Source organism: Streptomyces sp. CB01201 (genome assembly GCF_002803085.1).
In the GTDB taxonomy this organism is placed as follows: Bacteria; Actinomycetota; Actinomycetes; order Streptomycetales; family Streptomycetaceae; genus Streptomyces; species Streptomyces hundungensis.
Genome location: NZ_NNBJ01000005.1, coordinates 235698 through 261436, shown reverse-complemented (window position 1 = coordinate 261436; position 25739 = coordinate 235698). Strand labels below are relative to the sequence as shown.

General features: G+C 71.8%; 21 protein-coding genes. 7 read left to right on the top strand and 14 right to left on the bottom strand.

Annotated features, from left to right (window positions below):
• Positions 1-308 precede the first annotated feature (308 nt).
• On the top strand, positions 309-1661 hold the full coding sequence (locus CG740_RS13335; protein ID WP_100575295.1) for a helix-turn-helix domain-containing protein: 1353 nt from the start codon (positions 309-311) through the stop codon (positions 1659-1661).
• On the opposite strand, the gene manB is transcribed toward CG740_RS13335, so the two are convergent.
• From manB to CG740_RS13300, 7 genes are read right to left on the bottom strand one after another with little or no spacing between them, the layout of a single operon-like run.
• Complete coding sequence (gene manB / locus CG740_RS13330; RefSeq protein WP_100575294.1) at positions 1658-2992, bottom strand: phosphomannomutase/phosphoglucomutase; 1335 nt, start codon at positions 2990-2992, stop codon at positions 1658-1660. The two genes, CG740_RS13335 and manB, sit on opposite strands and share 4 nt — an antisense overlap.
• Positions 2985-5228: a 1,4-alpha-glucan branching protein GlgB gene (gene glgB / locus CG740_RS13325; RefSeq protein ID WP_384496056.1), complete on the bottom strand. Its 2244-nt coding sequence runs from the start codon at positions 5226-5228 to the stop codon at positions 2985-2987. Before glgB ends, manB begins: the two co-directional genes overlap by 8 nt.
• A gap of 21 nt (positions 5229-5249) precedes the next feature.
• Positions 5250-6683: a maltokinase N-terminal cap-like domain-containing protein gene (locus CG740_RS13320; protein ID WP_100575292.1), complete on the bottom strand. Its 1434-nt coding sequence runs from the start codon at positions 6681-6683 to the stop codon at positions 5250-5252.
• Complete coding sequence (locus CG740_RS13315; RefSeq protein ID WP_324901094.1) at positions 6680-8713, bottom strand: alpha-1,4-glucan--maltose-1-phosphate maltosyltransferase; 2034 nt, start codon at positions 8711-8713, stop codon at positions 6680-6682. The genes CG740_RS13320 and CG740_RS13315 overlap by 4 nt, the downstream gene beginning before the upstream one ends.
• Positions 8710-9327: a DJ-1/PfpI family protein gene (locus tag CG740_RS13310; protein ID WP_100575291.1), complete on the bottom strand. Its 618-nt coding sequence runs from the start codon at positions 9325-9327 to the stop codon at positions 8710-8712. Before CG740_RS13310 ends, CG740_RS13315 begins: the two co-directional genes overlap by 4 nt.
• 2 nt (positions 9328-9329) lie before the next feature.
• Positions 9330-11009, bottom strand: a complete 1680-nt coding sequence (locus tag CG740_RS13305) for a thiamine pyrophosphate-binding protein (RefSeq protein ID WP_100575290.1) — start codon at positions 11007-11009, stop codon at positions 9330-9332.
• Between the two features lie 47 nt (positions 11010-11056).
• Positions 11057-11893, bottom strand: a complete 837-nt coding sequence (locus CG740_RS13300; RefSeq protein ID WP_100575289.1) for a type 1 glutamine amidotransferase domain-containing protein — start codon at positions 11891-11893, stop codon at positions 11057-11059.
• Between the two features lie 354 nt (positions 11894-12247).
• On the opposite strand from CG740_RS13300, the gene CG740_RS13295 reads away from it, so the two are divergent.
• The 6 genes from CG740_RS13295 (at position 12248) to CG740_RS13270 (ending at position 16888) form a co-directional block, all read left to right on the top strand.
• A complete protein-coding gene (locus tag CG740_RS13295; RefSeq protein ID WP_100575288.1) occupies positions 12248-12661 on the top strand; it encodes a nuclear transport factor 2 family protein in 414 nt (137 codons plus the stop codon).
• Positions 12662-12689: 28 nt separating this feature from the next.
• Positions 12690-14318, top strand: coding sequence for a GMC family oxidoreductase (locus CG740_RS13290; RefSeq protein ID WP_100575287.1), 1629 nt, complete (start codon positions 12690-12692; stop codon positions 14316-14318).
• The gene (locus CG740_RS13285; protein ID WP_100575286.1) at positions 14305-15105 is read left to right on the top strand and encodes an ester cyclase; all 801 of its coding nucleotides are present in this window, start codon (positions 14305-14307) and stop codon (positions 15103-15105) included. The genes CG740_RS13290 and CG740_RS13285 overlap by 14 nt, the downstream gene beginning before the upstream one ends.
• A gap of 30 nt (positions 15106-15135) precedes the next feature.
• A complete protein-coding gene (locus CG740_RS13280) occupies positions 15136-15516 on the top strand; it encodes a nuclear transport factor 2 family protein (protein ID WP_100575285.1) in 381 nt (126 codons plus the stop codon).
• Between the two features lie 4 nt (positions 15517-15520).
• The gene (locus tag CG740_RS13275; protein WP_100575284.1) at positions 15521-15970 is read left to right on the top strand and encodes a VOC family protein; all 450 of its coding nucleotides are present in this window, start codon (positions 15521-15523) and stop codon (positions 15968-15970) included.
• Positions 15971-16057: 87 nt separating this feature from the next.
• On the top strand, positions 16058-16888 hold the full coding sequence (locus tag CG740_RS13270) for an SDR family NAD(P)-dependent oxidoreductase (RefSeq protein ID WP_100575283.1): 831 nt from the start codon (positions 16058-16060) through the stop codon (positions 16886-16888).
• 87 nt (positions 16889-16975) lie between these two features.
• Here the strand turns inward: CG740_RS13270 and CG740_RS13265 are convergent, their stop codons facing one another.
• From CG740_RS13265 to CG740_RS40900, 7 genes are all read right to left on the bottom strand, one after another.
• Positions 16976-18580, bottom strand: a complete 1605-nt coding sequence (locus tag CG740_RS13265) for an FAD-binding oxidoreductase (RefSeq protein WP_100575282.1) — start codon at positions 18578-18580, stop codon at positions 16976-16978.
• Positions 18581-18698: 118 nt separating this feature from the next.
• Complete coding sequence (locus tag CG740_RS13260) at positions 18699-19073, bottom strand: nuclear transport factor 2 family protein (protein WP_100575281.1); 375 nt, start codon at positions 19071-19073, stop codon at positions 18699-18701.
• An 81-nt stretch (positions 19074-19154) separates the two neighbouring features.
• A complete protein-coding gene (locus CG740_RS13255) occupies positions 19155-20342 on the bottom strand; it encodes an MFS transporter (RefSeq protein ID WP_100575280.1) in 1188 nt (395 codons plus the stop codon).
• Between the two features lie 130 nt (positions 20343-20472).
• Positions 20473-21657, bottom strand: a complete 1185-nt coding sequence (locus CG740_RS13250; RefSeq protein WP_100575279.1) for a low temperature requirement protein A — start codon at positions 21655-21657, stop codon at positions 20473-20475.
• A 141-nt stretch (positions 21658-21798) separates the two neighbouring features.
• On the bottom strand, positions 21799-22734 hold the full coding sequence (locus CG740_RS13245; protein ID WP_442802823.1) for a ribokinase: 936 nt from the start codon (positions 22732-22734) through the stop codon (positions 21799-21801).
• 87 nt (positions 22735-22821) lie between these two features.
• Positions 22822-24774, bottom strand: a complete 1953-nt coding sequence (locus CG740_RS13240; RefSeq protein WP_100575278.1) for an ABC transporter permease/substrate-binding protein — start codon at positions 24772-24774, stop codon at positions 22822-22824.
• A partial coding sequence (locus tag CG740_RS40900; RefSeq protein WP_234376231.1) for a sugar ABC transporter ATP-binding protein occupies positions 24764-25739 on the bottom strand: 976 nt, incomplete at its 5' end. The genes CG740_RS40900 and CG740_RS13240, both read right to left, overlap by 11 nt.

The window sequence follows — 25739 nt, the reverse complement described above, 5'->3', positions numbered from 1 at the left end:
ACATCGCACCGATGATCAGCCATATCCCCTTCGAGCTCATTGAATTATCCCCCCACATGGACGACTGAATTTGACAAGAAGAGTCAATCAGTGGTGACCGAGTCAGTCAAGTATAGGTTCAGCAATGAGTGATCTTGCCCTTACGGAGGGGGGAATTCCGAATCCGGCTCCGCACCAGAGCGTGCAGAAGCAGCCAAAGCGCGCCTGACCTGCCCAGAAAATCAGGTGCGAGGGCTTGTAGGCGCCTGACTTACGGGTAGCATCAGCTGTAATGATCTGAGTCAAGTACCCGTGCTCAAGGAGTCGCCGTGGATCACTCTGAGCCTTCCTCTCCCGTTGGCCTCGGGCAGCGCATCCGGGAGCTCCGGATCCGGCGCGGACTCAAACAGCAGGACCTCGCGTCCGAAGAGATCTCGACCAGCTATGTGTCGCTCATCGAATCCGGCAAGCGGGCACCGTCCGATGCCGTGCTCGCCGCTCTCACCGAGAAGCTCGGCTGCTCGGCCGAGTATCTCCGCACCGGCCGCGACCAGCACGAGATGGAGGAGGCCCGGCTCAAGCTGGCCTTCGGGGACATGGCCCTGCGCAACGGGGCGGACGGCGAAGCACTCCAGACCTTCAGCGGGCTGCTGGGGAGCACCCTGCCGCTGGACGCGGTGATGCGGCGGCGCGCCCGCGTGGGCCAGGCCACCGCCCTGGAGAAGCTCGGGCGCCTGGAGGCGGCGATCCCGCTCCTGGAGGAGATCTACGACGATCCCGGCCTCGCGGCCGGCTCGGACGAGTGGTGCCGTACCGCCGTGGCGCTCTGCCGCTGCTACCGCAACATGGGCGACATCACCGTGAGCATCGAGATCGGCGAGCGGGCCATGAGCAGGCTGGACGCGCTGGGACTGGATGTGACCATCGATCACGTCCAGCTCGGCTCCACCCTCATGGGCTCCTACCGCATGCGGGGCGACCACACCCGGGCCCATCTGCTGGCGCAGCGGCTCATCCCCGTCGCCGAGAAGCAGGGCGCACGGGCGGCCCGGGGCGCGGTGTACTGGAACGCGGGCCTGGTCGCCCAGTCGCGCGGGCAGCTGAACGAGGCGCTGGCCCTGACCGAGCGCGCGCTCGCGATGATGGCCGAGGACGACAACGTGCGCCATGTGGCCATGCTGAAGATGAACTACGGATGGCTGCTGCTCCAGACCGAGTCCGGCGAACTCGACCGGGCCAAGGACCTCTTGGAGGAGGCGCAGCAGTCCCTGGCGGAGACGGGCAACGCCGACGAGCTCGCCCGCTGCGAACTCAACCTGGCCGAGGCCGACACCGCTCTCGGCAACTGGCCCGAGGCGGCCGCCCATGCGGAACGCGCACTCGGCCTGCTCGGCAGCGAACCCCGGGTGGTCGCGGTGGCCGCCCGGTCCATCCTCGCCCAACTGCACTTCCTGCGCCGGGAGACCGACCTCGGCAAGCAGACCCTCGAAGCCGCCACCCGGCAGCTGCGGCACTTCCCCGTCTCGTACGAGACGGCCGTGTACTGGCGCCGCATCGGTGACATGTGGCGCGACGAGGGCTTCCCCAAGCAGGCCCTCGCCGCCTACGACTCCGCCCTGTCCGCGTCCGGGCTCCAGCCCACGCCCAGCCCGCGGCACGCGCTCAGCGAGCGCACACGCTAACTGGTCAGCACCGCCAGGACCCGGTCGCGGAGCGCCTCCATCGTGGCCGGGTCCTCCGCCTCCACGTGGACGCGGATCAGCGGCGCGCCGTGCGCGGCCCGTACGTTGAACCAGGAGCCGTCGCCGAACTCCCCGGTGACGCCGTCGAGTCGGTCCAGTTCCGCGCCGGTGTCCGCGAAGTACGCGGCGACGCGCCGCAGCGCCGCCATCGGGTCCGCGACCCGGATGCCGATCCCGCCGGAGCGCGGGTAGCGGTCCAGGCCCGCGGTCAGTCGCGAGAGCCCGCGGCCGGTCTCGCCCACCTCCGCCACCAGGTGCAGTGCGGCGAGCATCGCCGAGTCGGCGCACCAGAAGTCGCGGAAGTAGTAGCGCCCGGAGTGGGCCGCGCCGAATGCCGCGCCCTGCTCGGCCATCAGGGAGCGGATGGCCGCTCGGCCGACCGGGGAGCGCAGGGGGATGCCGCCGGCCTCCTCGACCGCCTCGATCGCGGCCCGCGAGACGATGAGGTCGTGGACCACCGCGGCCCCCGGGCGGCGGGCGAGTTCGCGCGCCGCGACCAGGGCGACGACCGCGGCGGGCGAGACCGCGGCGCCCCGCTCGTCCACCACCCGGCAGCGGTCCGCACCCTCGTCGAAGGCGAGGCCCAGGTCGGCGCCGGACCGGCGCACTCGCTCCCCCAGGTCCCCATCCGGCTGCCCGGCGGGGTCCTCGTCGAACGCGAAGCGTACGGGGACGAGTTCCACGGCCGGGTGGTGCAGCGCCCGGGGCGCGGTCAGCGCGGCGATGCCGTGGGCCGCGTCGACCACCACCTTCAGCGGACGGATCCCGCCGAGGTCGACCAGGGAGCGCAACTGGCGGACGTAGTCGTCGAGCACCGGCGCCCGGACCACGGAGCCCGGGTGGTCGGTCAGCGCCGGGCGGGGGCCCGCGAGGCGTTCGCGGATCGCTTCGAGCCCGGTGCCCTCGGTGACCGGGGCCGCGCCGGCGTGGCACAGCCGGATCCCGTACGGGGCGCCGGGGCCGCGGCCCGCCGTGACCAGCGCGCCGGGCACGTCCAGCCGGCCCGAGAGGTAGGCGAGGCAGTCGGCGGGACCGGCGCCCGCGTCGACGACGTCCGCACCCTGGTCGAGGACGCCCTGGGCGAAGGCGTCGGCGAGGGCCGGCGAGCAGCCCCGCAGGTCGTGCGCCACCGCGATCACGGGCGCGCCGGTGAGCAGCGCGAAGGCGGCTCCGGTGCGGTAGGCGCCGCCCGGGTCCAGTTCCTCCGGGACCCGTCCCCTGATGCCGTGGGTCCCGACGATCCGCTCGGCCGTGCCGCGCGACTCAGTCATCGGCGCTCTCCTGCCGGTCTCGGGCCGGCCGCAGCCAGAAGGTGGCGAGCGGCGGCAGGGTGAGGGCGGCGCTTCGCGCGCGGCCGTGCCAGGGCACCGGCTCGGGCGTGATGACACCGGAGTTGAGCACGCCGCTGCCGCCGTAGCGTTCGGCGTCGCTGTTGAGGACCTCGGTCCAGGCGGCGGCGTCCGGCAGGCCGATGCGGTAGCCGGTGCGGACCACCGGGGAGAAGTTGCAGACGACGACCAGGGGCCGGCCGTCGGCGTCGTACCGCACGAACGACAGCACATTGTGCTCGGCCCGGGATCCGTCGATCCAGGAGAAGCCGGCGGGGTCGTGGTCGAGCTCCCACAGCGCGGGGGTATCGGTGTAGACCCGGTTCAGATCGCCGACCAGTGAGCGCAGCCCCCGGTGGTCCTCGTGCCCCGGCCAGTCCCGGTCGAGCACCCACCACTGGGGTCCGCGGTCGTGGTCGAATTCCTCGCCCTGCGCGAACTCCTGCCCCATGAAGAGGAGTTGCTTGCCCGGGTGGGCCCACATGTGACCGAGGTAGGCGCGGAGATTCGCGCGGCGCTGCCACCAGTCCCCCGGCATCTTCGCGACCAGGGACCGCTTGCCGTGCACCACCTCGTCGTGCGAGAGCGGCAGCAGATAGGCCTCGCTGTAGGCATAGACCATGGAGAAGGTCATCTCGTCGTGGTGGTAGGCGCGGTGCACCGGGTCCCGGGCGACATAGCCCAGCGAATCGTGCATCCAGCCCATGTTCCACTTCAGGTCGAAGCCGAGCCCGCCGAACCCGTCGGGGCCCACCTCGTAGGTGGGACGCGTCACCCCCGGCCAGGACGTGGACTCCTCGGCGATGGTGAGGGCGCCAGGGGCGCGGCGGCGCACGGTATCGGTCAACTCCTGCAAGAAGGCCACCGCCGCCAGGTTTTCCCGCCCTCCGTGTTCATTGGGAGTCCACCCGCCGTCGTCACGGGAATAGTCGAGGTAGAGCATCGACGCGACGGCGTCCACGCGGATCGCGTCGACGTGGAATTCGGTGCACCAGTAGACGGCGTTCGCGATCAGGAAGTTGCGCACTTCCCGGCGGCCGTAGTCGAATTCCAGCGTGCCCCAGTCGGGATGGTGGGCACGGCGGATGTCGGCGGGTTCGTAGAGGGGTTCTCCGTCGAACCGGGAAAGGGCGAACTCGTCCTTCGGGAAGTGGGCCGGCACCCAGTCGGCGATGACGCCGATCCCGGCGCCGTGCAGCGCGTCCACGAGGCACCGGAAGTCGTCGGGCGTGCCCAGGCGGGCGGTGGGGGCGAAGTAGCCGGTCACCTGGTAGCCCCAGGAGCCGCCGAAGGGATGCTCCATCACCGGCATCAGCTCCACATGGGTGAAGCCGAGGCCCGCTACGTACTCCGGCAGCTCCTCGGCGAGCTGACGGTACGTCAATCCCGGTCGCCAGGAGGCCAGATGCACCTCGTAGACCGACATCGGACGACTGCGGCAGTCGGACCCGCCGCGCTCCGCCATCCACTCGGCGTCACCCCACTCGTGGGCGCAGGCGTCGACGACGGACGCGGTCGCGGGCGGGCACTCGGTGGCACGGGCCAGCGGATCGGCCTTCTGGAGCATGCGGCCGTCCCGGGTGTGGATCTCGTACTTGTAGCGGGTGCCGGGCCCCGCGTCCGGCACGAACAGCTCCCACACACCGCTGGAGCCGAGCGAACGCATGGGGTGCGCGGTGCCGTTCCAGCCGTTGAAGTCGCCCATGACGCGCACCCCTTGGGCGTTCGGGGCCCAGACCGCGAAGGCGCAGCCGGTGACGCCCTCCAGGGTGCGGACCCGGGCCCCGAGCACCCGCCACAGCTCCCAGTGCCGGCCCTCCGCGATCAGATGGAGATCGAGGTCGCCGAGGGTGGGCAGGAAGCGGTAGCCGTCCTCGTGGCCCTCCTCCCGGGCGTGCGCCCGCTCGCCGTAGGCGACCTGGAGCCGGTAGACCGGTGCGACCGCGCCCGGCAGGAGTCCGGTGAACAACCCGTCGCGCTGGTGGGCGAGTTCGACCCGGTCGCCGTCGCCGGTGACCACCGTGACGCGGCGGGCGAGCGGGCGGAGCACCCGGACCGCGACGCCGTCGGCCACCGGGTGGGCGCCGAGCACGGAGTGCGGGTCGTGATGGGCGCCCGCCAGCAGCCGGTCGAGCTCGGCTTCGGCCATACGGGTCGTCAACTGCCGTGTCTGGAGCACGGGTCGGGGTTCCTCTCGGGGTCAGCGGGAGTGCGCGAGCCGGTGGACGGCGGCCAGCGGTACGGGCAGCAGGGCCGGGCGGTGCCGCGCCTCGTAGACGGCCTCGTACACCGCCTTGTCGGCCTCGAAGGCGCGCAGCGGCACCGGCCGGCAGTAGGGGTCGGCGCCGCCCGCGTCGCGATAGCCGTCGCAGAAGGCGCGCCGGTTGCGCACCGACCAGGCGTACGCCCTGCGGGTGCGCCGCGTCCGGGGGCCGGGGCCCGCGTCGTCGGAGCGCTCAAGGACGTCGGCGAGTGCGGTACGGGCGGCGTAGTCGAAGGAGCGCAGCATGGAGGCGACGTCGCGCAGCGCCGACTGCGGGCGGGCCCGTTCGGCGGCAGGGGTGGCGGGCTGGCCCTCGAAGTCGATGACCCGCCAGCCGTCGGCGGTGCGCAGCACCTGCCCCAAGTGCAGGTCGCCGTGCGTGCGTTGGACCAGGAGCGGGCAGCCGCGGGCGGCCATCGCCGCGTAGTCCTCGTACAGGGCGCCGAGCGCGGTGCGGTAGCGGGCGAGCGCGGGCACCTCCTCGATGGCCTCCCGCAGGCGCCGGTGCATCCGGGCGGCGTCGTCGGCCACCTCGCCCGGCCCGACCAGGCTCTTGGGGAACGCATCGGCGAGCGCGGTGTGCACCTCGGCGACGGCCTGGCCGAGGGTGCGGGCGTGCGCCGTGAAACCGCCGGTGGCCCCGATCGTGCGGCAACTGCCCTCGACGCAGTCGGCGGCGTGCCGCACCGCGCTCTGCCACCCGTCGGACTCGGCGGGCAGGAAGTCCTCGACCAGCCCGAGCACCAGGTCCTCGCCGCCCGGCGCGTCGGTGTGCAGCGCGCCGTGCAGGCGGGGGGTGCGGGCGCAGCGCTGCTCGGTGAGGGCGCGCAGGGTGTCGATCTCGGTGTGCGGCCCGGGCTCGGGCCGCCGGTAGAGCTTGAGCAGCAGCCGGTCGCCGTACGCCACCGTGCTGTTGCTCTGCTCGGCGGTCAGCGCGCGCGGCACCAGGCCGACCGGCAGTGGCAGGGCCGAGGTGCGCTCCAGGCGCGGTCCGCCCGAGCCGTCGCGCACGGCCAGGGTGCGCAGGAGCACCCCGAGCAGGGCCGGGTCCTCGACGGCCTCGTAGAGGGTCCAGCCCCGCCAGGGCCCGTCCGGCACCTCGGCGATGGCGGACGGGGCGAGGCGGGCCGGCAGCTGCGGGCGCAGTCCGAGCAGCAGCTGGTAGAGCCGCTCGGGTCCGCCGGTGTGGCGGGCCCGGAGCACGGCGTGGACCAGGGCCGGGGACTGGTCGCGTACGACGGTGACGGCGAGCGGGGTCAGGTCGGCGAGCGGGCCGCCGCCGCCCGCGAACCAGCGGCGGGTGACCAGCCACGGTTCGAGGGCGGGCAGCAGCGGGGCGAGGACCCCGGCCTCGGTGGCGGTGACGCTCATGGCGTACGCCCCTCGTCGACCGGGGTCAGCAGATGGGCGGGGCCCTGCGACGGCTCCAGGCGTACGTAGGTGTGCGGGTGCCAGGCGTGCAGGGCGCCGGTCAGCTCGTCGCGCAGCTTCAGGGAGCCGTCGTCGGGCAGGCCCAGTGAGGCGAGGTCGAAGGAGACGGTGGCCTCGCTCGCGTGGTGCGGGTCGAGGTTGACCACCGCGAGCACGGTGTCGCTCGTTCCGTCCGGGCGCGTCAACTGCTTGGAATACGCGATGACTTGGTCGTGGTCGGTGGGGTGGAAGCAGAGGTTGCGCAGTTCCTGGAGGGCGGGGTGCGCGCGGCGCACCGCGTTGAGGCGGGTGATCAGGGGGGCGATGGTGCGCCCCTCGGCCTCGGCGGCGGCCCAGTCGCGCGGGCGCAGTTCGTACTTCTCGGAGCGGGCGTAGTCCTCGGTGCCCGGCTCCAGCGCCTCGCCCTCGTACAGCTCGTAGCCCGCGTACACGCCCCAGGTGGGCGCGAGGGTCGCGGCGAGCACCGCGCGCGCCTCGAAGGCGGGTCTGCCGCCGTCCTGGAGGTAGGCGTGCAGGATGTCGGGAGTGTTCACGAACAGGTTGGGGCGCAGGAAGTCGGCGCTCTCCTGGGCGAGTTCGCTGCCGTACTCGGTCAGCTCGTCCTTGGTGTTCTTCCAGGTGAAGTACGTGTACGACTGCTGGAAGCCGGCCTGGGCGAGTGCGTGCACCATGGCCCGGCGGGTGAACGCCTCGGCGAGGAAGACCACATCGGGGTCGGTGACGCCCACCGCGGCGATGACCCGCTCCCAGAAGGAGACCGGCTTGGTGTGCGGGTTGTCCACGCGGAAGACGCGCACGCCCTGGGCGATCCAGTGGCGCAGGATGCGTACCGTCTCGGCGACCAGACCCTCGAAGTCGGTGTCGAAGTCGAGGGGGTGGATGTCCTCGTACTTCTTCGGCGGGTTCTCGGCGGAGGCGACGCTGCCGTCCGCGCGGTGGGTGAACCACTCGGGGTGCTCGGTGAGCCAGGGGTGGTCGGGCGAGCACTGGAGCGCGAAGTCCAGGGCCACCTCCATCCCCAACTCCCCTGCCCTGATGACGAACTGGCGGAAGTCGTCGAGGGTGCCGAGGGCCGGGTGGACGGCGTCGTGGCCGCCGTCGGGCGAGCCGATCGCCCACGGCGAGCCCACGTCGTCGGGGCCGGCGGTGAGCGCGTTGTCCGGGCCCTTGCGGTGGCTGCGCCCGATGGGGTGGATGGGCGGCAAATACACCACGTCGAAGCCCATCGCGGCAATCGCGGGCAGCCGTTCGGCGGCGGTCTTGAAGGTGCCGCTGACGGGCGCGAGACCCGGGCTGAGCCGTGCCCCCTCCGAGCGCGGGAACAGCTCGTACCAGGAGCCGACGAGGGCGCGCCTGCGTTCCACGAGGAGGGTCAACGGCCGGGAGGCGGTGAGCAGTTCACGCAGCGGATGTGCGTCCAGCGCGGCGACCACCTTCGGGTCGGTGGTCGCGGCGAGCCGACGGGGGGTGGGGCTCGCTTCGTCGCGCAGCGCGGCCGCCGCCGCTGTCACCGCCTCCCGGCGGTCCGGGTCCGGGATCGCGAGGGCGGCCCGCTCGTGCAGCAGGGCCCCCTCGGCGAGCGTCAGCTCCACATCGACCCCGGCGGGTATCTTCAGCTGTGCGTCGCGGCGCCAGGTGCCGACGGGGTCGGCCCAGGCCTCCACGGTGTAGGTCCAGCGCCCGGGGGCTTCAGGGACGACGGTCGCCTCCCAGCGGTCGGCGTCCGCGTCGACCAGGGCCATCGGCGTCCAGGGTCCCGGCCGGCCGGCGGGGTCGCGCAGCACCACGTTGGCGGCGACCAGGCCGCTGCCCTCGCGGAAGACGGTGGCGCCGATGGTCACGCTCTCACCGGTCACCGCCTTGGCGGGCGCCGCGCCGCCGCGCACCTGCGGCGTGACGTCGAGGACGGGGATGCGGGCGCCCCGCGGGGCGGCCGGGGTCGTGAAGCGGGCGGAGGTCATGGAGGTCATCGGGTACTCCTCACCACGGTGCGGGCCCCGGCGCGGGACGGGCGCTCCCGGTCCGCGAGGAGGTCGATGATGGTGCGGGCGAACAGATGGCAGTGGGCACCGGTCCGCGCGGTGACCAGGTCGTCGTGGACGACGACGTCCTGGTCGACGTACTCGCCGCCCATGTTGCGCAGGTCGCCGAGCAGGTTGTTGTGGACGACCGCCCTGCGCCCGCGCACCAGGGACGGGACCGGGGCGGCGAGCCACATGCCGTGGCAGATGATGCCCTTGACGATGGCCGGGTCGTTGAAGGCCCGGCGCAGGAAGGTGGAGGCGGGCGGCAGCCGCTCGGGGTCCTCGGTGTAGCGCAGCCGGTCGGAGACCATGCCGGAGGGCACGATCACCGCGGAGAACTCCTTGAGCGCGAACTCGTCGATGTCCTCGAAGGAGCGGTCCACCTCGAACGGCATCCGGTGCTCGTGCCCGGTGAAGGTCATCCGGTCCTGGCCCCACAGCCGGGTCAGGAAGTGCACCTCGGCGCCTTCCTCGGGGAAGCGGTGCTGGTAGTAGAGGATCTCCGGTTCGTAGAAGTCGCTCTCCATCAGGACGGCGATCTTGTGGCCGGTGAGCCGCACGGCTAGTCCTCCTTCCCTCGGCCGGTGACCAGATCGATGAGGAACGGCCCCGGGGTCCCCAGCGCCTCGGCCACGGCCGCCCCGGCCTGGCCGGGCTTGTCCACGCGTACGGCCGGTACGCCCAGGGACTTGGCCAGGGACGTGAAGTCGATGGCGGGGCGGCTCAGGTCGAAGATCTCGGGGTGGTCGTGGGCCGCCACGTCCACCGAGCGCCAGTACTGCTCGATGTTGTCCTCAAGGAGCTTGTAGCTGCCGTTGTTGCAGATGACGAACTTGGCGCCGATGCCGTAGCGGGCCGCGGTCCACAGCGCCTGGATGGTGTACATCGATCCGCCGTCGCCGGTGAAGCCCACGACTGTCTTGTCGGGGTGGGCCAGTTGGGCGCCGATGGCGCCCGGGATGCCGACGCCGAGGGAGCCGCCACGGGTCTGGAACCAGTGTCCTGGCCGGGTCGGCGGCAGCTGGCGGAAGAGTTCGGGCGACGCGGTGAGGGCCTCGTCGAACAGGATGGCGTCCTCGGGGAGCTGACGGGCCAGTTCCTGGGCGAGGGCGGTGGTGGGGAGGGCCAGCGGGTCGAGTGCGGCCTCGTTCTTCTGCCGGCCCGCGGCGAGTTCGTAGGACCGTTCGGCGGCCCGGCGCTTCAGCCAGTCCTCGGCGCGCCGCCGGCTCTCGCGGCTCATCCGCGTCTCCAGCGCGTCGGCGAGAGCGGACAGGGTGCGCTTGGGGTCGGCGACGAGTCCGAGGTCGACGGGGAAGTTCTTGGCGATGGCGTCGGTGTCCAGGTCGATGTGCACGACCGGTGCGCCCGGCGCGAACACACCGTCCAGGGCCGGATACACCTCGGGCAGCGCATAGGTGCCGACGAGGAGGACGGCGTCGGCGGCCGCGGTCACCCGACGGCTGCTCTCGCCGAACATGTGCCCCAACTGGCCTGCATAGGAGGGGTGTTCGACGGACAGGTTCACCTCGGACCAGTCGGCTCCCCACACCTCGGCGCCCCAGGTCTGGGCGAGGCGGGCGAGCTCCTCCTGGGCGCCGGAGAAGTGCACTCCGTCACCGGCGACGACGATCGGCCGCTCGGCGCCGGCGAGCAGCTCGGCCGCCCGGCCCAGCGCCGCGGGGTCGGGGGCGCTCGCGGTGTCGAGATAGGTGACCGGGACGGCCGCCTCGGTGGTGGGCCGGTCCATCACATCGGCGGGCAGCACGACGAGCACCGGACCGTAGGGGGGTGTCGCGGCCACCTTGAAGGCGCGGCGCAGGGTGCGCAGCGTGGACTCGGGGTCCACCACGCGGGTGGCCCACTTGGTGACCGGCTCGGCCATGGCCACCAGATCGGCGGCCATCTGCGCTTCCATGTTCTCGTAGCGCAGACCGGCCTCGCCGGCGATCACCACGAGCGGGGCATGGCCCCGTTTGGCCTGGTAGAGCATGCCGATGCCGTTGCCGAGGCCCACTCCGGTGTGGAGCTGGACGACGGTGGGGCGCCGGGTGGCCCGCGCGTAGCCGTCCGCCATCCCGACGGCAACGGCCTCCTGTAGCGCCAGAACGTACTCAAGTGAGGGGAAGTGGCGCAGTTCGTCGAGGAAACCCTGCTCGACCGTGCCGGGGTTGCCGAACATGTACCGGACCCCGTCGGCCTGTAGCTGTTCCAGCATCGCGACCCGCGCGGGCCTGCTGACCATGGTGTGCTCACCTCTCGTGCGGAACGGTAACTGCCCTGTCCGGCGCGTCAGTTGGCGAGGAAGCCCCACTGCCGCAGACCCTGTTCCAGAACCTCGACGACCTTCTCGCCGGTGAGGTAGGAGTCGGGGGTGGAGCGCCCGGTGATGAACGGGTAGTCGACGATGACCGAGGTCTCCTTGCCGAAGTTGCCGTGGTAGGCGCCCCCGGGAGCGGTCGCGTCGCGCAGGATGTACTCCAGCGGGTACGGCGGCGGCCCGATGACGAAGTCGGTGCCCATGAAGCCGGTGCCGTCCTTGTAGTCGTACTCGATGCAGTGCCCGGTGACGTGCTTGCCCCGGATGATGCTGGTGCGGTCCTCCTGGTCGCGGGCGAAGGCGAGCGCCGCGACGCCGTAGCACTCGGCCGCGATCGGCAGGTCGAGCCCGTGGAAGGCGAGGATCAGGTCGTGCACCCGCCAGTTGTTGGCGAGGTCGACGATGGGGCCGCTGCCGCCGACGATGAGGAGCGCGTCGTAGCGGCCCGCGATCTGCTCGCGGACCTGCTCAAGACGGGTGTTGTACGCCTCCCAGTCGCGCAGGAAGTACGGCTTGCTGCGGTAGGGGCGGTCGGGCAGCCAGGAGGACAGGTCCAGCGGGTCGTCGAGGCGGTCCGAGGTGTCGATGGCGCGGACCTTGGCGGCCATCTCGGGGGTGGTGACCGAGCGGCCGAGCGGCGGGTCGATGTAGTCGGGGTCCATGCTCGGCGGCAGGGCCGGGGCCCGCTTGCCGGTCGGGGTCGCGAAGCTGACGTGATAGCCGGCCTTGTCGAACGTCTCCAGGGGGCCGATCAACTCCTCGCCCCAGTAACCGTATTCGGACAGGACGACGAGGATGCGCTTGCTCACGGGAGTTCCTCTCCTTGGGGGGTTCCACGTGGTGCCGGGGTCATGTCTAGGTCCGCTCCCGCGGCCGGGACCAGCCCTGCGCGGTCCGGAACACGGACATCCACAAGTGGGCGGACGCACTACGGCATGTCATGCTCCGGCCCAGGCCACAGGGGGTGCGGGCGACCCAACAGGCCCTTGGAGAGGGCGAGTTGCCGCAGCCCGTGGGGCGACTTCACGCAGTGCGTACCGGCCACCGGCCGGGCCGTGCGCGAGGGTCGCGGCCCATGGCGAAATCGTGGGGCGGCACCCCGGCACGGGCGCCGCGCCGAGTCGTGCCGCGGGCCCCCGCCCGCGCACCGGAAGGAGTCAGCCATGACGGCCGAAAAGACCGCGCCCGGCACGGGCATCGCCGCGTTCGTCCAGCACTGGTTCGACATTCTCAGCGACCACCAGCCGGTCGAGGAACTCCTGGCCCACATCGTCGACGACGGCCTGGAGATGGCCTTCCCCGAGCGCACCCTGCGCAGCCACGCCGACTTCCGCGACTGGTACGCGGTGGTCGGCGAGGCCTTCAGCGACCAGACCCATGTCGTCGAGCGCCTCGACGTGAGCGAGGACGGCGCCGGCGTCGACATCTCGCTGACCGTCGTGTGGACGGCCAAGCAGACCTCCGACGGCACCGTCAGCTCGTTCCGCATCGACCAGACCTGGCGCCTGGTGCGCGAGTCCGGCACCGGACGTCCGCTCATCTCCGGCTACCGCGTCGGCGACCTCAACCCGGCCTGAGCGCGACCTAGTTGATCCTGGAGGTTCCATGTCACCCGATTTGGCGGGCACTTCCCCCGGCCGCGCCTTCGACTACGTTGTGGTCGGCGCCGGTTCGGCCGGCTGCGCCGTGGCGAGCCGGCTGAGCGAGGACGGGAGCGCGGCCGTGCTCGTCCTGGAGGCGGGCGGCTGGGACGAGCGCCCGGAGATCCACCGCACGGACGCGGCCGCGGTGTTCGCGCTGCTCGCCTCCGAGTGGAGCCCCGACATCGACTGGGGCTACGCCACCGAGCCCGAACCGGCCCTGGACGGGCGCCGGATCCCGGTCGCCCGGGGCAAGGTGGCCGGCGGCTGCAGCTCCGTGAACGCGCTGATGTGGGTCCGCGGCAGCCGCCACGACTACGACCGCTGGGCGGCGCTCGGCAACCCGGGCTGGTCCTACGACGACGTACTGCCCTACTTCCGGCGCTCCGAGGACTACTCGGGCGGCCCGTCCGCGCTGCGCGGCACCGGCGGCCCGGTCCGGGTGCGTGAGCTCGACGACCCCACCCCGCTCGCCCGGGCCTTCGTCGCGGGCGCCGCCGAACTCGGCTACACCGCGCCGGAGTCGGACTACAACGGCGAGCGCCAGGACGGCTACGGCTTCCTGTACCAGACCACCCGGGACGACGCCAACAGCCGCTCCTCCACGGCCGACGGCTATCTGCGCCCGGCCCTGAAGCGGCCCAACCTGACGGTCGAGGTGGGAGCCCGGGCAACGCGGCTGATCCTGGACGGCAGCCGGGTGACGGGCGTGGAGTACGAGCGGGACGGCCGCCTGCACCGGGTCCGGGCCGAGCAGGAGGTCGTGGTCTCGGCGGGCGCGTTCGAGTCCCCGAAGCTGCTCATGCTCTCCGGGATCGGCCCGGCCGCGCATCTGCGTTCGCACGGCATCGACTGCGTACAGAACCTGCCGGGCGTGGGCGGCAACCTCCAGGACCATCTGTTCGTGCCGGTCTGCTACCAGTCGCTCCAGGAGCATCCCGAGGGCGCGCTGATCTCCGAGGCCGGCCTCTTCACCCACACCAGGGACGCCGGGCCCGGCGCGCCCCCTGACCTCCAGTTCACGTTCGGGCCCATCAAGTTCCTGGCGCCCGACGCCCCGGCCGCCCACCACCGGGGCCCCGGCTTCACCTTCGCGCCGATCTCGCTGCTCCCGCAGAGCCGCGGCCGGCTGCGGCTGCGCAGCGCCGACCCGTCGGCCAACGCGGTCGTACGCGCCAACTACCTCGCCTCGGCGGCCGACCGGGACGTCCTGGTGCACGGCATCCTGCTCGCACGCGAACTCGCCCACACCTCCGCCTTCGGCCCGTTCCGGGGCGCGGAGCTGGGTCCCGGCGAGCGGGTGACCGACCCGCGCGAGCTGCGCGGCTACGTCGCAGCGCACGCGACCACCCTGTGGCACCCGGTCGGCACCTGCCGCATGGGCACCGGGCCCGACGCGGTCACCGACGCCCAGCTGCGCGTCCACGGCGTCGACGGGCTGCGGGTCGCCGACGCCTCCGTCATGCCGACGATCGTCGCCGGCAACACCAACGCACCGAGCGTGATGATCGGCGAGAAGGCGGCCGCTCTCATCCAGCAGTCCCAGTCGCACACCTCACTTCGGACCGAGGGGAATCCCCATGCCCACGTCTGACAACATCCGGCTGTACGAGCGGTTCCTCACCGCGCTCAACACCGAGGACTACGCCGAGATCGCCCGTGTGATCGGCGCCGACTTCGAGGACCACCACCCGGGCTTCGACATCTTGGGCCTCGACTCCTACCTGGACGCCCTGCGCGGCGCGCACCGCACGCTCGGCATCCGGGGCGAGCTCCTGGAGACCATCGAGTCGGGCGACAAGGTGATCACCCGGGTCCGGCTGACCGGGACCCACCAGGAGCCCGTCCTCGACATCCCGCCCACCGGACGCAAGGTGGAGTGGACCACCACCGAGATCTGGCGGGCCGAGGACGGCCGGCTCGTGGAGCGCTGGGCGGAGGACGACCTGTTCGGCCTGCGCGGCCAGCTCTCGCCCGACGAGGAGAACGTCGCGGTCGTGCAGAAGGTCAGCGACGCGGTCAACGAGCGCCGCTACGACGACCTGGACGCCCTGTTCGGCCCCACCTTCAAGGACAACAACCCGGCGTGGGACGTGCAGAGCCTGGACGAGCTCAAGGGCATCATCAAGGCCGCCCACGACGCGCTGGACTTCCGGGTCACCCTGGACGCCCTGTACGCCGCCGCGCCGGACAAGGTGATCATGCACATCACCTTCCACGGCAAGCACATCGCGCCGTTCTTCGGCATGGAGGCCAGCGGCAAGGAGGTGTCCTGGACCAGTCTGGAGGTCTACCGCCTGGAGGACTTCAAGGTCGTGGAGCGCTGGGTCCAGGCCGACACGGCGGGCCTCATGCGACAACTCGACGTACCGCTGCCGTAGTTCACCCGTCCACCGAGGAAGGGACTCCCCATGAGCACGAAGAGCACGCGAGAGATCGTCGACACCTACTACCGGCTCGCCAACGCGGGTGAGTGGGACGCTTGGTGCGACCTGTTCGCCGTCGACCAGACGATGGACGAGCAGCTCGCCGGGCACGTCGAGGGACGCGAGACGCTACGGGACATGATGAAGGGCTTCCCCGAGATGTACGCCTCGTTCTCCAACACCCCGGTGCACATCGTGGTGGACGGCGGGCAGGCGGCGGTGGTCTCGCACATCTCGGCCGTCACCACCGGCGGGGACAGCGTGGAGGCGGAGGTCTGCAACTACTTCCAGGTCTCCGGCGGTCTGATCCACTACATGTCCAACCATCACGACAGCGTGCCGTTCGCGGCCGTCACCGGGGCGTGAGGCCATGTCCGCACCCGTCGACGTGAACGTCCGCTGGTCGCACGTCGGGCTCAACTGCCTCGACCAGAAAGCCACCGAGGAGTTCTACACCCGCTGGTTCGGCTTCGGCCGGGCCCGGGTGGTCGAGGCCGACGGCAGCCGCGTGGTGTTCCTGCGCAGCGGCCCGGTCTATCTGGAGCTCTTCCCCACCGACTCGGCGCCCGCCTTCGACACGGTCAAGGACGGGCCCGACAACCCGGGCGCCGCCCGGCACCTCGCCTTCCAGGTCGACGACGTCGACGCGTTCCTCGCGGCGGCGGACGGCGAACTGGAGATCACGCTCGGTCCGCTCTCCTTCGACGAGTTCATCCCCGGCTGGCGGACCGTCTGGGTCCGCGACCCCGACGGCGTCGTCATCGAGGTGAGCCAGGGCTACACCGACCAGTCCGCAGAAGAACTGCGGACCTACGCGTGAATCCGCACGATCGCTCGGGGCACGGCCGGTCACTCGACCGGCCGTGCCCCCATGGGCACCATCCGACATCCCACGGAGTGAAACCGCATGACCGCTGTCACCGAGCAGACCGTCCTCATCACCGGTGCGACCGACGGCCTCGGCCGGGCCCTCGCCCATGAACTCGCCTCCCAGGGCTACTCGTTGATCCTGCACGGCCGCAGCGCCGCCAAGGGCCAGGAGCTCCTCGACGAGCTGCGCGAGAAGACCGGGAACCAGAACATCAGCTACGAGCTGGCCGACTTCGCCTCGCTCAAGGACATCGGCGCACTCGCCGACCGGATCCTGGAGCGCCACGACCGGCTCGACGTCCTGGTCAACAACGCCGGCATCGGCGTGGAGCTGGCCCGCCAGGAGAGCCAGGACGGTTATGAACTGACCTTCCAGGTCGACTACTTGGCGGCCTACATGCTCAGCTGCCGGCTCGCCCCGCTCCTGGTGCGCTCCGCGCCGGCCCGCGTCATCAACGTCAGCTCGGCCGGGCAGGCCCCGATCGACTTCGGGGATGTGATGCTGGAGCGCCGCTGGGACGGGGTGCAGGCGTACTGCCAGGCGAAGCTGGCGCAGATCAGCCTGACCGTGGACCTCGCCGAGCAGCTGGCCGGCACGGGTGTCACGGTCAACGCCCTGCACCCGGCCTCGTACATGCCCACCAAGATGGTGGTGCACCTGTTCACACCGCAGAGCACGGTCGCCGAGGGCATGCGCAATGTGGCGCGCCTGGTCACCGACCCCGCGCTCGCGGAGGTCACCGGTGAGTACTTCGACCGCGACCGCCGTTCGCGGGCCGGCGCCCAGGCCTACGACCCGGCGGCCCGTGCCCGGCTGCGCGAGCTGAGCGAGTCCCTGACCGGGGTCGCGCTGCCCGCCCTCACCTGACGCCCGACCCGGCCTGATAGCCGCTCCCCCCTGCGCGAAGTGCCCCGCCCCGGTCGAACCGGGGCGGGGCACTTCGCGTGGTGCGGCTCAGGCCGTGACGGACAGGGCGTGGTGGAAGACGTTCCGCGGGTCCCAGGCCTTCTTGACCTTCTGCAGGCGCGGGTAGTTGCCCTTCCAGTACAGGGTCTGCCAGGGGACGCCCGAGGTGTTCCAGGCCGGGTCGGTGAGGTCGGTGTCGGGATAGTTGATGTAACTGCCGTCGGCGGCCCCGTCGGGCAGCGGCACCCCGCCGGTGTCGGCGTACATGTCGCGGTACAGGTTGCGCATCCAGGCGATGTGCCGGGCGTCCTGGGTGGGGTCGCTCCAGTAGGTGGTGAAGTTGGCTTTGAGCATCGAGTCGCGCTGGGCCAGCGCGGTGGCACTCGGCGCGACGTTGTTGACCTGCCCGCCGTAGGTGTAGAGCAGGATGCCGGCATGGCCGTCGTAGGTCTTGTCGGAGAGGCCCTGCCACAGGACGGCGAGCTGTGCGTCGGACCAACTCTGGCGCAGATACGCGCCCTTGAACTTGCCGCGGTTGAACACACCCGTGTCGTAGGGGTCCTTCAGGGTGGCCTTGAGCCAGGGCCAGCTGGAGGTGGCGGTGGTGTGCGGGGCGGCCACCCCGTCGGCGACGGCCGCGATGTAACTGTTCATCAGGTCCGCCGAGTTGGCGAGCGAGCCGTCGATCTGGGCGCTGAGCACCAGGGCGCCCTGCACATAGTTGTTCAGGATGAACACACTGTTGAGGCTGTCGTACGCGGTGCCGACGGTGTTGTTCGCGTGGTGCCAGTTGTTGTGGTTGCGCACCAGGCGGCCGAAGTCCGCCTCGGTGAGGTCGCTCCACTTCCAGCTGGTGCTCGCCTTCAGGAGGGTGGCCGGGGGCTTGGGGAGCAGTGCCGAGGGGGCGCTGCCGGTGGCGTTCGGGGAGCGGAACCAGTACCGGGTCACGATGCCGAAGTTCCCGCCGCCTCCGCCGGTGTGCGCCCACCACAGCTCGCGGTTGGGGTCGGCGGCGTCGCGGGTGGCGACCACGCACCGGGCGGTGCCGGCGGCGTCGACGTACACCACCTCGACCGCGTACAGGTGGTCCACGACCGCGCCGTACTGGCGGCACATCGCCCCGTACCCGCCGCCGCTGACATGGCCGCCGACGCCGACGGTGGGGCAGGTGCCGCCCGGTATGGTGACGCCCCACTCCAGATAGAGGGTGCGGTAGACATGGCCGAGCATGGCTCCGGCCTCCACGGCGAAGGCGCGGCGCGCCGCGTCGTAGGTGATGGCGTCCATCTCGGACAGGTCGACGAGTATGCGCACGTCGGGGTCGTCGACGAGGCCGTCGAGGCAGTGTCCGCCGCCGCGGACGACGATTCTCCTGCCGCCGGACACCGCCTCCTGCACCGCCGCCACGACCTGGTCGGTGGAGTGCACCAGGCGTATGGAGTCCGGTTTCGCGGCGAATCTGGCGTTGTAGCCGCGGGCCGTGAGGTCCAGATAGCGGGGGTCGTCGGGCGTGACGGTCACGGCGGCGGCCGTGGTGCTCGCCGTCGTGCTCGACTCGGCCCGGGCGGGCCCTGCCGCGGTGATGCCGAGTACGGCGGCGCCGCCGACTTTGGAGGCGGTGCCGAGGAATCCCCGGCGGGTCACTCCAGCCATGGTTGTCTCCTTCAGTATCCGTGGACGTGCCGTCAACAGGTGTGCCGGAAAAGGGAGCTGCCGCTCCTCGAAGCAGGGGGCCTCGGGGAGCGGCAGCGGGGAGGAGCCAGGGGGCGGCTCAGTAGACGTCGTGACCACTGACGGTGGTCTCGGGCACGTCCTCGCGGACGTCCCAGTGCTCCACGATGCGGCCGTCGTCGATCCGGAAGACGTCGACGACGACCGTGCCGCGGTGGCCCGGCTGCGGCCGGAAGTGGGAGTGCGTGAAGACCAGGCCGTCGTCGCCGACGATCCGGCGGATCTCGAACCGGGCCTCGGGCAGCTGCTTGCGGAAGCCCTCGATGAACTCGACCAGCGGCTTGCGTCCGTCGGGGAGGTTCGGGTTGTGCTGGATGAGGCGGTCGGCCAGGTACTCGTCGGCCCGCTCGGTCTGCCCCTCGTTCCAGATGTTCTCGATGTAGTCGCGCACGAGCTGCACGTGGTGGTTGGACACGGTGTCTCCTTGTGGTTTCTGCCTGGTGCGAGATGTGGTTCGGGGGTGGTCCCGTCATGCGCCGGGTCCGGGGTGGTCCCGTTACGCGCTGGGGACCGGTGTGGCGGGCTGTTCGGCCACCGTGACCTTGCGGGCCGACGAGGCGTGCGCGAGGGCGGCGACGGCGAGGATGACGAGGGCGACGGCCGGGATGGGGCCCGCGCCCGTGTCGGGCAGCAGGGCGCTGCCGATGAAGCTGCCCAGGCTCATGCCGAGGTAGAGGGCGGCGGCGTTCATGGCCAGGATGAGACCGGGCTGGGTGGGCAGCAGGTCCACGAGGCGGGCCTGCTGGGGTGCCTGGTACATCTGGCTGAAGAACGCCCAGATCGCGAAGAGGACGAGTCCGGGCTCGGAGTGCGGGGCCACCAGGAGCAGTACGAACCCGGCGGCGAGGCCGGCGACCGCGATGGTGATGGTCCGCGAGCCGCCGAGCTTCTCGGCGATCCGGGGCGACGAGGCGTTGCCCAGGACACCGATGACGCCGAACGCGAGCAGGGTGACCGAGATCAGTCCGGACGAGGCACCGAAGCGCTCCTTGAGATAGGCGCCCGCGATGCCGTAGACCGTGAACTGGGCCGCCATGAACAGCAGCGTCGTCGAGACGGTGGAGAGCGCGGCGGGGGTGCGCAGGGCCGAGCGGTACGCCTTGACCGTGGGCGGCTCACCGGAGGGGATCTCCGGCACGTACACCGCGACCAGCAGACACCCGAGTGCCGACAGTGCGGCCACGCCGAGCATCGCCGGGCGCCAGCCGAGGCTGCCGCCGAGGAACGAGGCGAGCGGGACGCCGAGTACGGCGGCCGCCGTCATCCCGGCGAACACGGTGGCGAGCGCGCGCTGCCGGCGCTCGGGCGGGACGATCAGCGAGCCCGCGGCCGAGGCGCCGGGCCCGAACACGGCCGCGCCCATCGCGCCGACGACCCGGGTCACGACCAGGAAGCCGTAGTTGGGGGCCAGCGCGCCCAGCGCCGCGCCCACGGTCAGCAGGCCGATGCCGAGCAGGAGCACCCGCTTGCGGTTCCAGCGGCGCAGCAGAATCGGGGCGGCCGGAGCGAACAGGGCGAACGTGAGCGCGAAGACGGTGACCAGGAAGCCCACGCGAGCCGGCGCGACGTGCAGGTCGTCCCCGATGGGACCGTTGAGGCCGACCACTGCAAGTGAGATCGTCCCCAGACTGAAATAGCCCAGCGACAACGCGAGCAGGGCCGGTGTCGAACTGCGGGACGGCATCACGCCACCTCCTTTTCCATGCCGGAGAAACTTGAGTACGCAGGAACGGTAGGGTCCGAAGACCCTGGGTTTCGCGCTCGGCGGGCCCCCCTCGCGACACTTGGCGATGTCACCCGGCGCACTACGTCAACTAGCCCTCTGACGGGGCATGTTGAGCCTTCCTGAAGATCATGGGGACCTCGCGTCCGCTGCTGATGAGCCAGTGTTCGAGGCCGTTGACGCAGACGAGCAGCGCGGCCGCCGAGCCGAGCGTGGCGAGCCCCGGGAGCCAGGGCGCGGCAGCGCCGAGCGCGAACAGGGCGAGTGCTGCGGCGAACCGGGTCAGGGAGGCGGCGCCGAACATCCGGCGCCGGGTGTAACAGAAGGTCAGGGTGAACAGGGCGGCGCCGACGGGCAGCAGGGCGGCGGCGAACCGGTGGGGCACATGGGTGGGTTCGATCACGATCCGGTCGGCGCCGACGGAGACCAGCAACAGGCCCAGTACCAGCACGAGATGGCCGTAGCTGAGGACGTCACGCACCACGACGGACGGGGTGGGGTGGGTGCGCAGGGCGTGGGCGATGGCGGAGGCGACCAGATGGAAGTAGAGCCACCACAGGGCGCAGCCGGTGAGGAACGCGAGGGAGACGGCGAGGAGTTCGAGCAGCCCGAGCCGGCGCCCGGCGACCCAGGCGCCGACGGAGACCACGTTCTCGCCGAGCGCGATGATGATGAAGAGCCCGAAACGTTCGGGCAGGTGGTTGACGCCGAACGCCAACTGCCGCAAATGGCCGCTCAGTACGAGCGGTGCGAGGATCTCCGCGACCACGGCCAGGGCCCAGCCCACCGTCCGCGGGCCCGGTGGCAGCACGGCCGTGGCGAACAGGACGAGGGCGAAGGCGAGCCCCGCGCGGTAGGGGTGGATGGTGTAGACGGCGCACTCGCGCCGGATGGCCTCCCCGATGAGCAGCCGGAGCGCGAGATAGCACCCGGCGTAGAGCAGCGCTTCGGAGCGGGTCTCCAGGGCGTGCGGGGCGGCGACGCTCATGCCGTACGTGGCGAGGCCGGCGAGCAGCAGGAACACCCGCTGCATGACGGTCTCGTGCACGGCGTTCATCGCCATGACGACATCGACCCAGGCCCACCAGAGCGGCACCAGGACCAGCAGACAGCTGCCGAGCGTGGCCCAGCCGGGATGCTGGGCCAGCACATGCGCGATCTGGCTCACCCCGAAGGCGAGCACGAGGTCGTAGAAGAGTTCCGTCCAGGTAGCCCGGTCCCTGACATCGACGAACCCGGCTTCCGCGGACCGTACTTGACCAGCGAGGTAGACCACCGCTGCACCTGCTCCCCTCGGACGACGGGAATTGCGGTTGCGGTGTCAAATCTGTCCGTACGCCCACAAGCGGCCGCGGCCGGCCGGCGGCGCGGGGGCGCATTGCCGTAAGTCGGGGCGGGGGCTATTCCAACTCGGCCGTCAGGCGCCGGGCAGCTCCCCTGCGGTCGGGTAGGACTCCTGGGCGCCCTTGCGAGTGACGGCCGCGGCACCGACCCGGGAGGCGTAGGCGGCGGCCCGCGGCAGGTCCTCGCCGAGCCCGAGGCGCCAGGCCAGGGCCGCGGTGAAGGCGTCGCCCGCGCCGGTGGTGTCGACGGGTTCGACGCGCGGGCTCGGCACCCGCTCGGTGCCGTCCGGGCCCGCGACCAGGGCGCCCGCCGCGCCCAGCGTGACGACGACGGAACGCGGGCCGAGCGCGAGGAGGGCCGCGGCCCAGTGCTCGGGGCTCTCCCCCGCCGAGTCGCCGAGCATGAAGCGCGCCTCGTGCTCGTTGACGATCAACGGGTCGCACACCGCGAGGACTTCGCCGGGCAGCGGGGCCGGCGGCGAGGGGTTCAGGACCAGGCGGGCACCCGGCGCCAGACTGCGGGCCACCTCGGCGACCGTCGCCAGGGGGATCTCCAGCTGGACGGAGACGACGGGCGCCGAGGCGAGCAGGGCCCCGGCGGCGCGGACGTCGTCGGGGGTGAGCCGGGCGTTGGCACCCGGGGACACGACGATGCTGTTGTCGCCGGAGGGGTCGACGACGATGAGGGCGACGCCCGTGGGGGCCGGGTCCACCAGCACGCCGGCGGTGTCGACTCCGGCCTCCCGCAGCGACGTCAGGAGCAGTCGTCCGTGGTCGTCGTCGCCGACCTTGGCGAGCAGCGCCGTCCGGGCGCCGAGGCGGGCCGCGGCGACCGCCTGGTTGGCGCCCTTGCCGCCGGGGTGGACGGCGAGGTCGGAGCCGAGCACCGTCTCCCCGGGCTCGGGCCTGCGCTCGACTCCGACGACGAGGTCCGCGTTGGCGGATCCGACGATCAACAGGTGGTGTTCGTGGGCGAGTTGTTGGTGCATGAGTTCGTTTTGCTGGTGCATGGGTTCGTTCCGCTGGTGCATGGGTTCGTTCCTCGGTTGTACCGGAAGCACTGATGGCCCGTCAGCGGGGCATCAGGTCGGGCGACTTCAGGAGAACGCCGCCGCGTTCTCCCGGGTCACCACCTTGACCGGCACCTTCACCGCGCTGTCCGGCTTCTTGCCCCGGGTCGCGAGGACCGCGTTGCGTACGGCGATCCGGCCGAGCTCCTCGGGCTGCTGGGCCACCGAGGCGTACAGCGTGCCCGCCGCGACCGCCTTGACGCCGTCGGGGGTTCCGTCGAATCCGACGACGGCGACCGCGCTGCCCGCCCGGTCGCCCAGGGCCTTGACGGCGCCCAGGGCCATCTCGTCGTTCTCGGCGAAGACACCGGTGACGTCGGGGTGGGACTGGAGCAGGTTGGTCATGACGTCGAGGCCCTTGGTGCGGTCGAAGTCGGCGGGCTGGCGCGCGACCACCTCGATGCCCGGGTACGCCTTGAGGCCTTCGGTGAAGCCGGCGCCGCGCTCCCGGCTCACCGAGGTGCCCGCGGTGCCCTGGAGGACGGCGATCCGGCCCTTGCCGCCGAGCTTCTCGGCGAGGGTCCGCGCGGCGAGCCGGCCGCCGGCCGCGTTGTCGGAGGCGACCAGGGTGGCGGTCTCGGCCTTGTTGACGCCGCGGTCGGCGGCGATCACCGGGATGTCCGCCTTGTTGGCGCCCCGCACGGCGGGGCCGACCGCGTCCGAGTCCACCGGGTTCACGATGATCGACTTCATGCCGGAGCCGGTGAAGTTCTGTATCTGGTTGGCCTGTTGGGACGCGTCGTTCTGGGCATCGGTGACGGTCAGGTCGATGCCCTCGGCCTTCGCCTCGGCCTGGGCGCCCGCCTTCATCTGCACGAAGAAGGGGTTGTTGAGGGTGGACAGGGACATTCCCAGCTTGGGCTTGGCGCTCCCGGAGGACCCGGGGTTCAGGAGGTACCCGGCGCCGATGACGGCGGCCAGGCACACCACGGCGACGGCGAGTTTCATCGCGCCCGGCCCCTTGCGGCCGGCCCCGGCCTTGCCGCCGGCGGCGCCGGGCGCGGCCCCGGCCTTGCGGCGCAGGGTGTCGAGCAGGACCGCCAGCGCGATGACGACGCCGATGACGACCTGCTGCCAGAACGCCGACACGGAAAGGAGGTTGAGGCCGTTGCGCAGCACCGCGAGGATCAGCGCGCCGATCAAGGTGCCCGACGCCTTGCCGACACCGCCCGACAGGCTGGCCCCGCCGATGACGACGGCGGCGATCGCGTCCAGCTCGTAGCCCTGGGCCGCCTGCGGCTGCGCCGAGGAGAGCCGTGAGGCGAGCACGATGCCCGCGACGGCGGCGAACAGACCGGACAGCGCGTAGATGACGAGCTTCTGCCGCTTCACCCGCAGCCCCGAGAGCCGGGCCGCCTCCTCGTTGCCGCCGATCGCGTACATCGAGCGCCCGATGTAGCTGCGGGACAGGACGAGCGCGGTGAGGAGACCGGCGCCGATCATCACCAGGACGGGGACCGGCAGCCAGCCGCCGAGCGTGTCACCGAGGTGGGACACGGAGTCCGGGAAGGCGATGGGGCTGCCCTGGGATATCACCAGGGACAGGCCGCGGCCGACGGACAGCATCGCCAACGTCGCGATGAACGGCGGCAGTTTGCCGTACGAGACCAGTACGCCGTTGACGAGGCCGCAGGCGATGCCGGTGGCGACGGCCATCAGGACGGCGAGCCACACCGGCACGCCCTCGGACGTCGCCGACCAGGCGAGCACGGTGGCCGAGAGCGCGGCCACCGAGCCGACCGAAAGGTCGATGCCCGCCGAGACGATGACGAAGGTGACGCCGAACGCGAGGATCGCGGTGACCGCGGCCTGCACACCGACGTTCAGCAGGTTCTGGGTGGTGAGGAAGTCGCCGGAGAGCAGCGCGAGGGCCGCCACGAGGACCACCAGGGCGCTCAGCGCGCCGTTGTCGAGCAGCAGACGGCGCAGGCCCTGGGCCCCGCCCCGGCCGGTCCGGTTGTCGAGCGTGTCAGTGGCCACGGGAGCCCTCCACATCTTCCTGTGCGTTCGGTGCGGCGACGGCGAGCGCCATCACGGCGTCCTGGGTCGCCTCGTGCGCGGGGAGTTCGCCGGCGATCCGGCCCTGGGCCATGACGAGCACCCGGTCGCTCATGCCGAGCACCTCGGGCAGATCGCTGGAGATCATCAGGACCGCGCGGCCGGATGCCGTCAGTTCGTTGATGAGCTGGTAGATCTCGACCTTGGCGCCGACATCGATGCCCCGGGTCGGCTCGTCGAGGATCAGCACCCTGCTGTCGGCGAGCAGCCACTTGCCGATGACGACCTTCTGCTGGTTGCCGCCGGACAGGGTGCGCACCGGCTGGTCGAGCCCGGCCATCCGCACCCCGAGCTGTCCGGCGACGCGGGCGGCGGCCGCCCGCCGGCCCTTGAGGTCGACCAGCCCGCAGCGGCCGGCCGAGCGCAGCGTGACCAGGCCGAGGTTCTCCTGCACGGAGGCGTCGAGCACCAGGCCCTGCCCCTTGCGGTCCTCGGGCACGAGCCCGACCCCGGCCCCCATGGCCGCGCTCACATCGCCCCGGGCCACGCGTGCGCCCCGCACCTCGACGCTGCCCGCGTCGTAGGGGTCGGCGCCGAACACCGCGCGGACCACCTCGGTGCGGCCCGCGCCGACCAGTCCGGCGAGGCCGACGACCTCGCCCGCCCGTACCTCGAAGCTCACGTCGTGGAAGACACCGTGCCGGGTCAGGCCCCGCACCGTGAGCAACGGGCCCCCGGGGTCGGGGCGTTCGCGCGGGTACTGCTGCTCGATGCTCCGGCCCACCATCAGGCGTACCAGCTCGTCCTCGGGGGTGGCGGCGGGGACCTGACCGACACTGCGGCCGTCGCGCAGCACGGTGACCCGGTCGCCGAGGGCCGCGATCTCTTCGAGGTGGTGGGTGATGAAGACGATGCCCACGCCGTCGTCGCGCAGGGTGCGCACGATG

What these genes read in the sequence shown, in the direction of transcription:
- CG740_RS13270 (WP_100575283.1), top strand. Translation starts at nt 16,058, where the DNA reads ATGACCGCTGTCACCGAGCAGACCGTCCTCATCACCGGTGCGACCGAC.
- CG740_RS13315 (WP_324901094.1), bottom strand. Translation starts at nt 8,713, where the DNA reads ATGACCTCCATGACCTCCGCCCGCTTCACGACCCCGGCCGCCCCGCGG.
- CG740_RS13290 (WP_100575287.1), top strand. Translation starts at nt 12,690, where the DNA reads ATGTCACCCGATTTGGCGGGCACTTCCCCCGGCCGCGCCTTCGACTAC.
- CG740_RS13265 (WP_100575282.1), bottom strand. Translation starts at nt 18,580, where the DNA reads ATGGCTGGAGTGACCCGCCGGGGATTCCTCGGCACCGCCTCCAAAGTC.
- CG740_RS13305 (WP_100575290.1), bottom strand. Translation starts at nt 11,009, where the DNA reads ATGGTCAGCAGGCCCGCGCGGGTCGCGATGCTGGAACAGCTACAGGCC.
- CG740_RS13295 (WP_100575288.1), top strand. Translation starts at nt 12,248, where the DNA reads ATGACGGCCGAAAAGACCGCGCCCGGCACGGGCATCGCCGCGTTCGTC.
- CG740_RS13245 (WP_442802823.1), bottom strand. Translation starts at nt 22,734, where the DNA reads ATGCACCAGCAAAACGAACTCATGCACCAACAACTCGCCCACGAACAC.
- CG740_RS13275 (WP_100575284.1), top strand. Translation starts at nt 15,521, where the DNA reads ATGTCCGCACCCGTCGACGTGAACGTCCGCTGGTCGCACGTCGGGCTC.
- CG740_RS13255 (WP_100575280.1), bottom strand. Translation starts at nt 20,342, where the DNA reads ATGCCGTCCCGCAGTTCGACACCGGCCCTGCTCGCGTTGTCGCTGGGC.
- CG740_RS13280 (WP_100575285.1), top strand. Translation starts at nt 15,136, where the DNA reads ATGAGCACGAAGAGCACGCGAGAGATCGTCGACACCTACTACCGGCTC.
- CG740_RS13285 (WP_100575286.1), top strand. Translation starts at nt 14,305, where the DNA reads ATGCCCACGTCTGACAACATCCGGCTGTACGAGCGGTTCCTCACCGCG.
- manB (WP_100575294.1), bottom strand. Translation starts at nt 2,992, where the DNA reads ATGACTGAGTCGCGCGGCACGGCCGAGCGGATCGTCGGGACCCACGGC.
- CG740_RS13320 (WP_100575292.1), bottom strand. Translation starts at nt 6,683, where the DNA reads ATGAGCGTCACCGCCACCGAGGCCGGGGTCCTCGCCCCGCTGCTGCCC.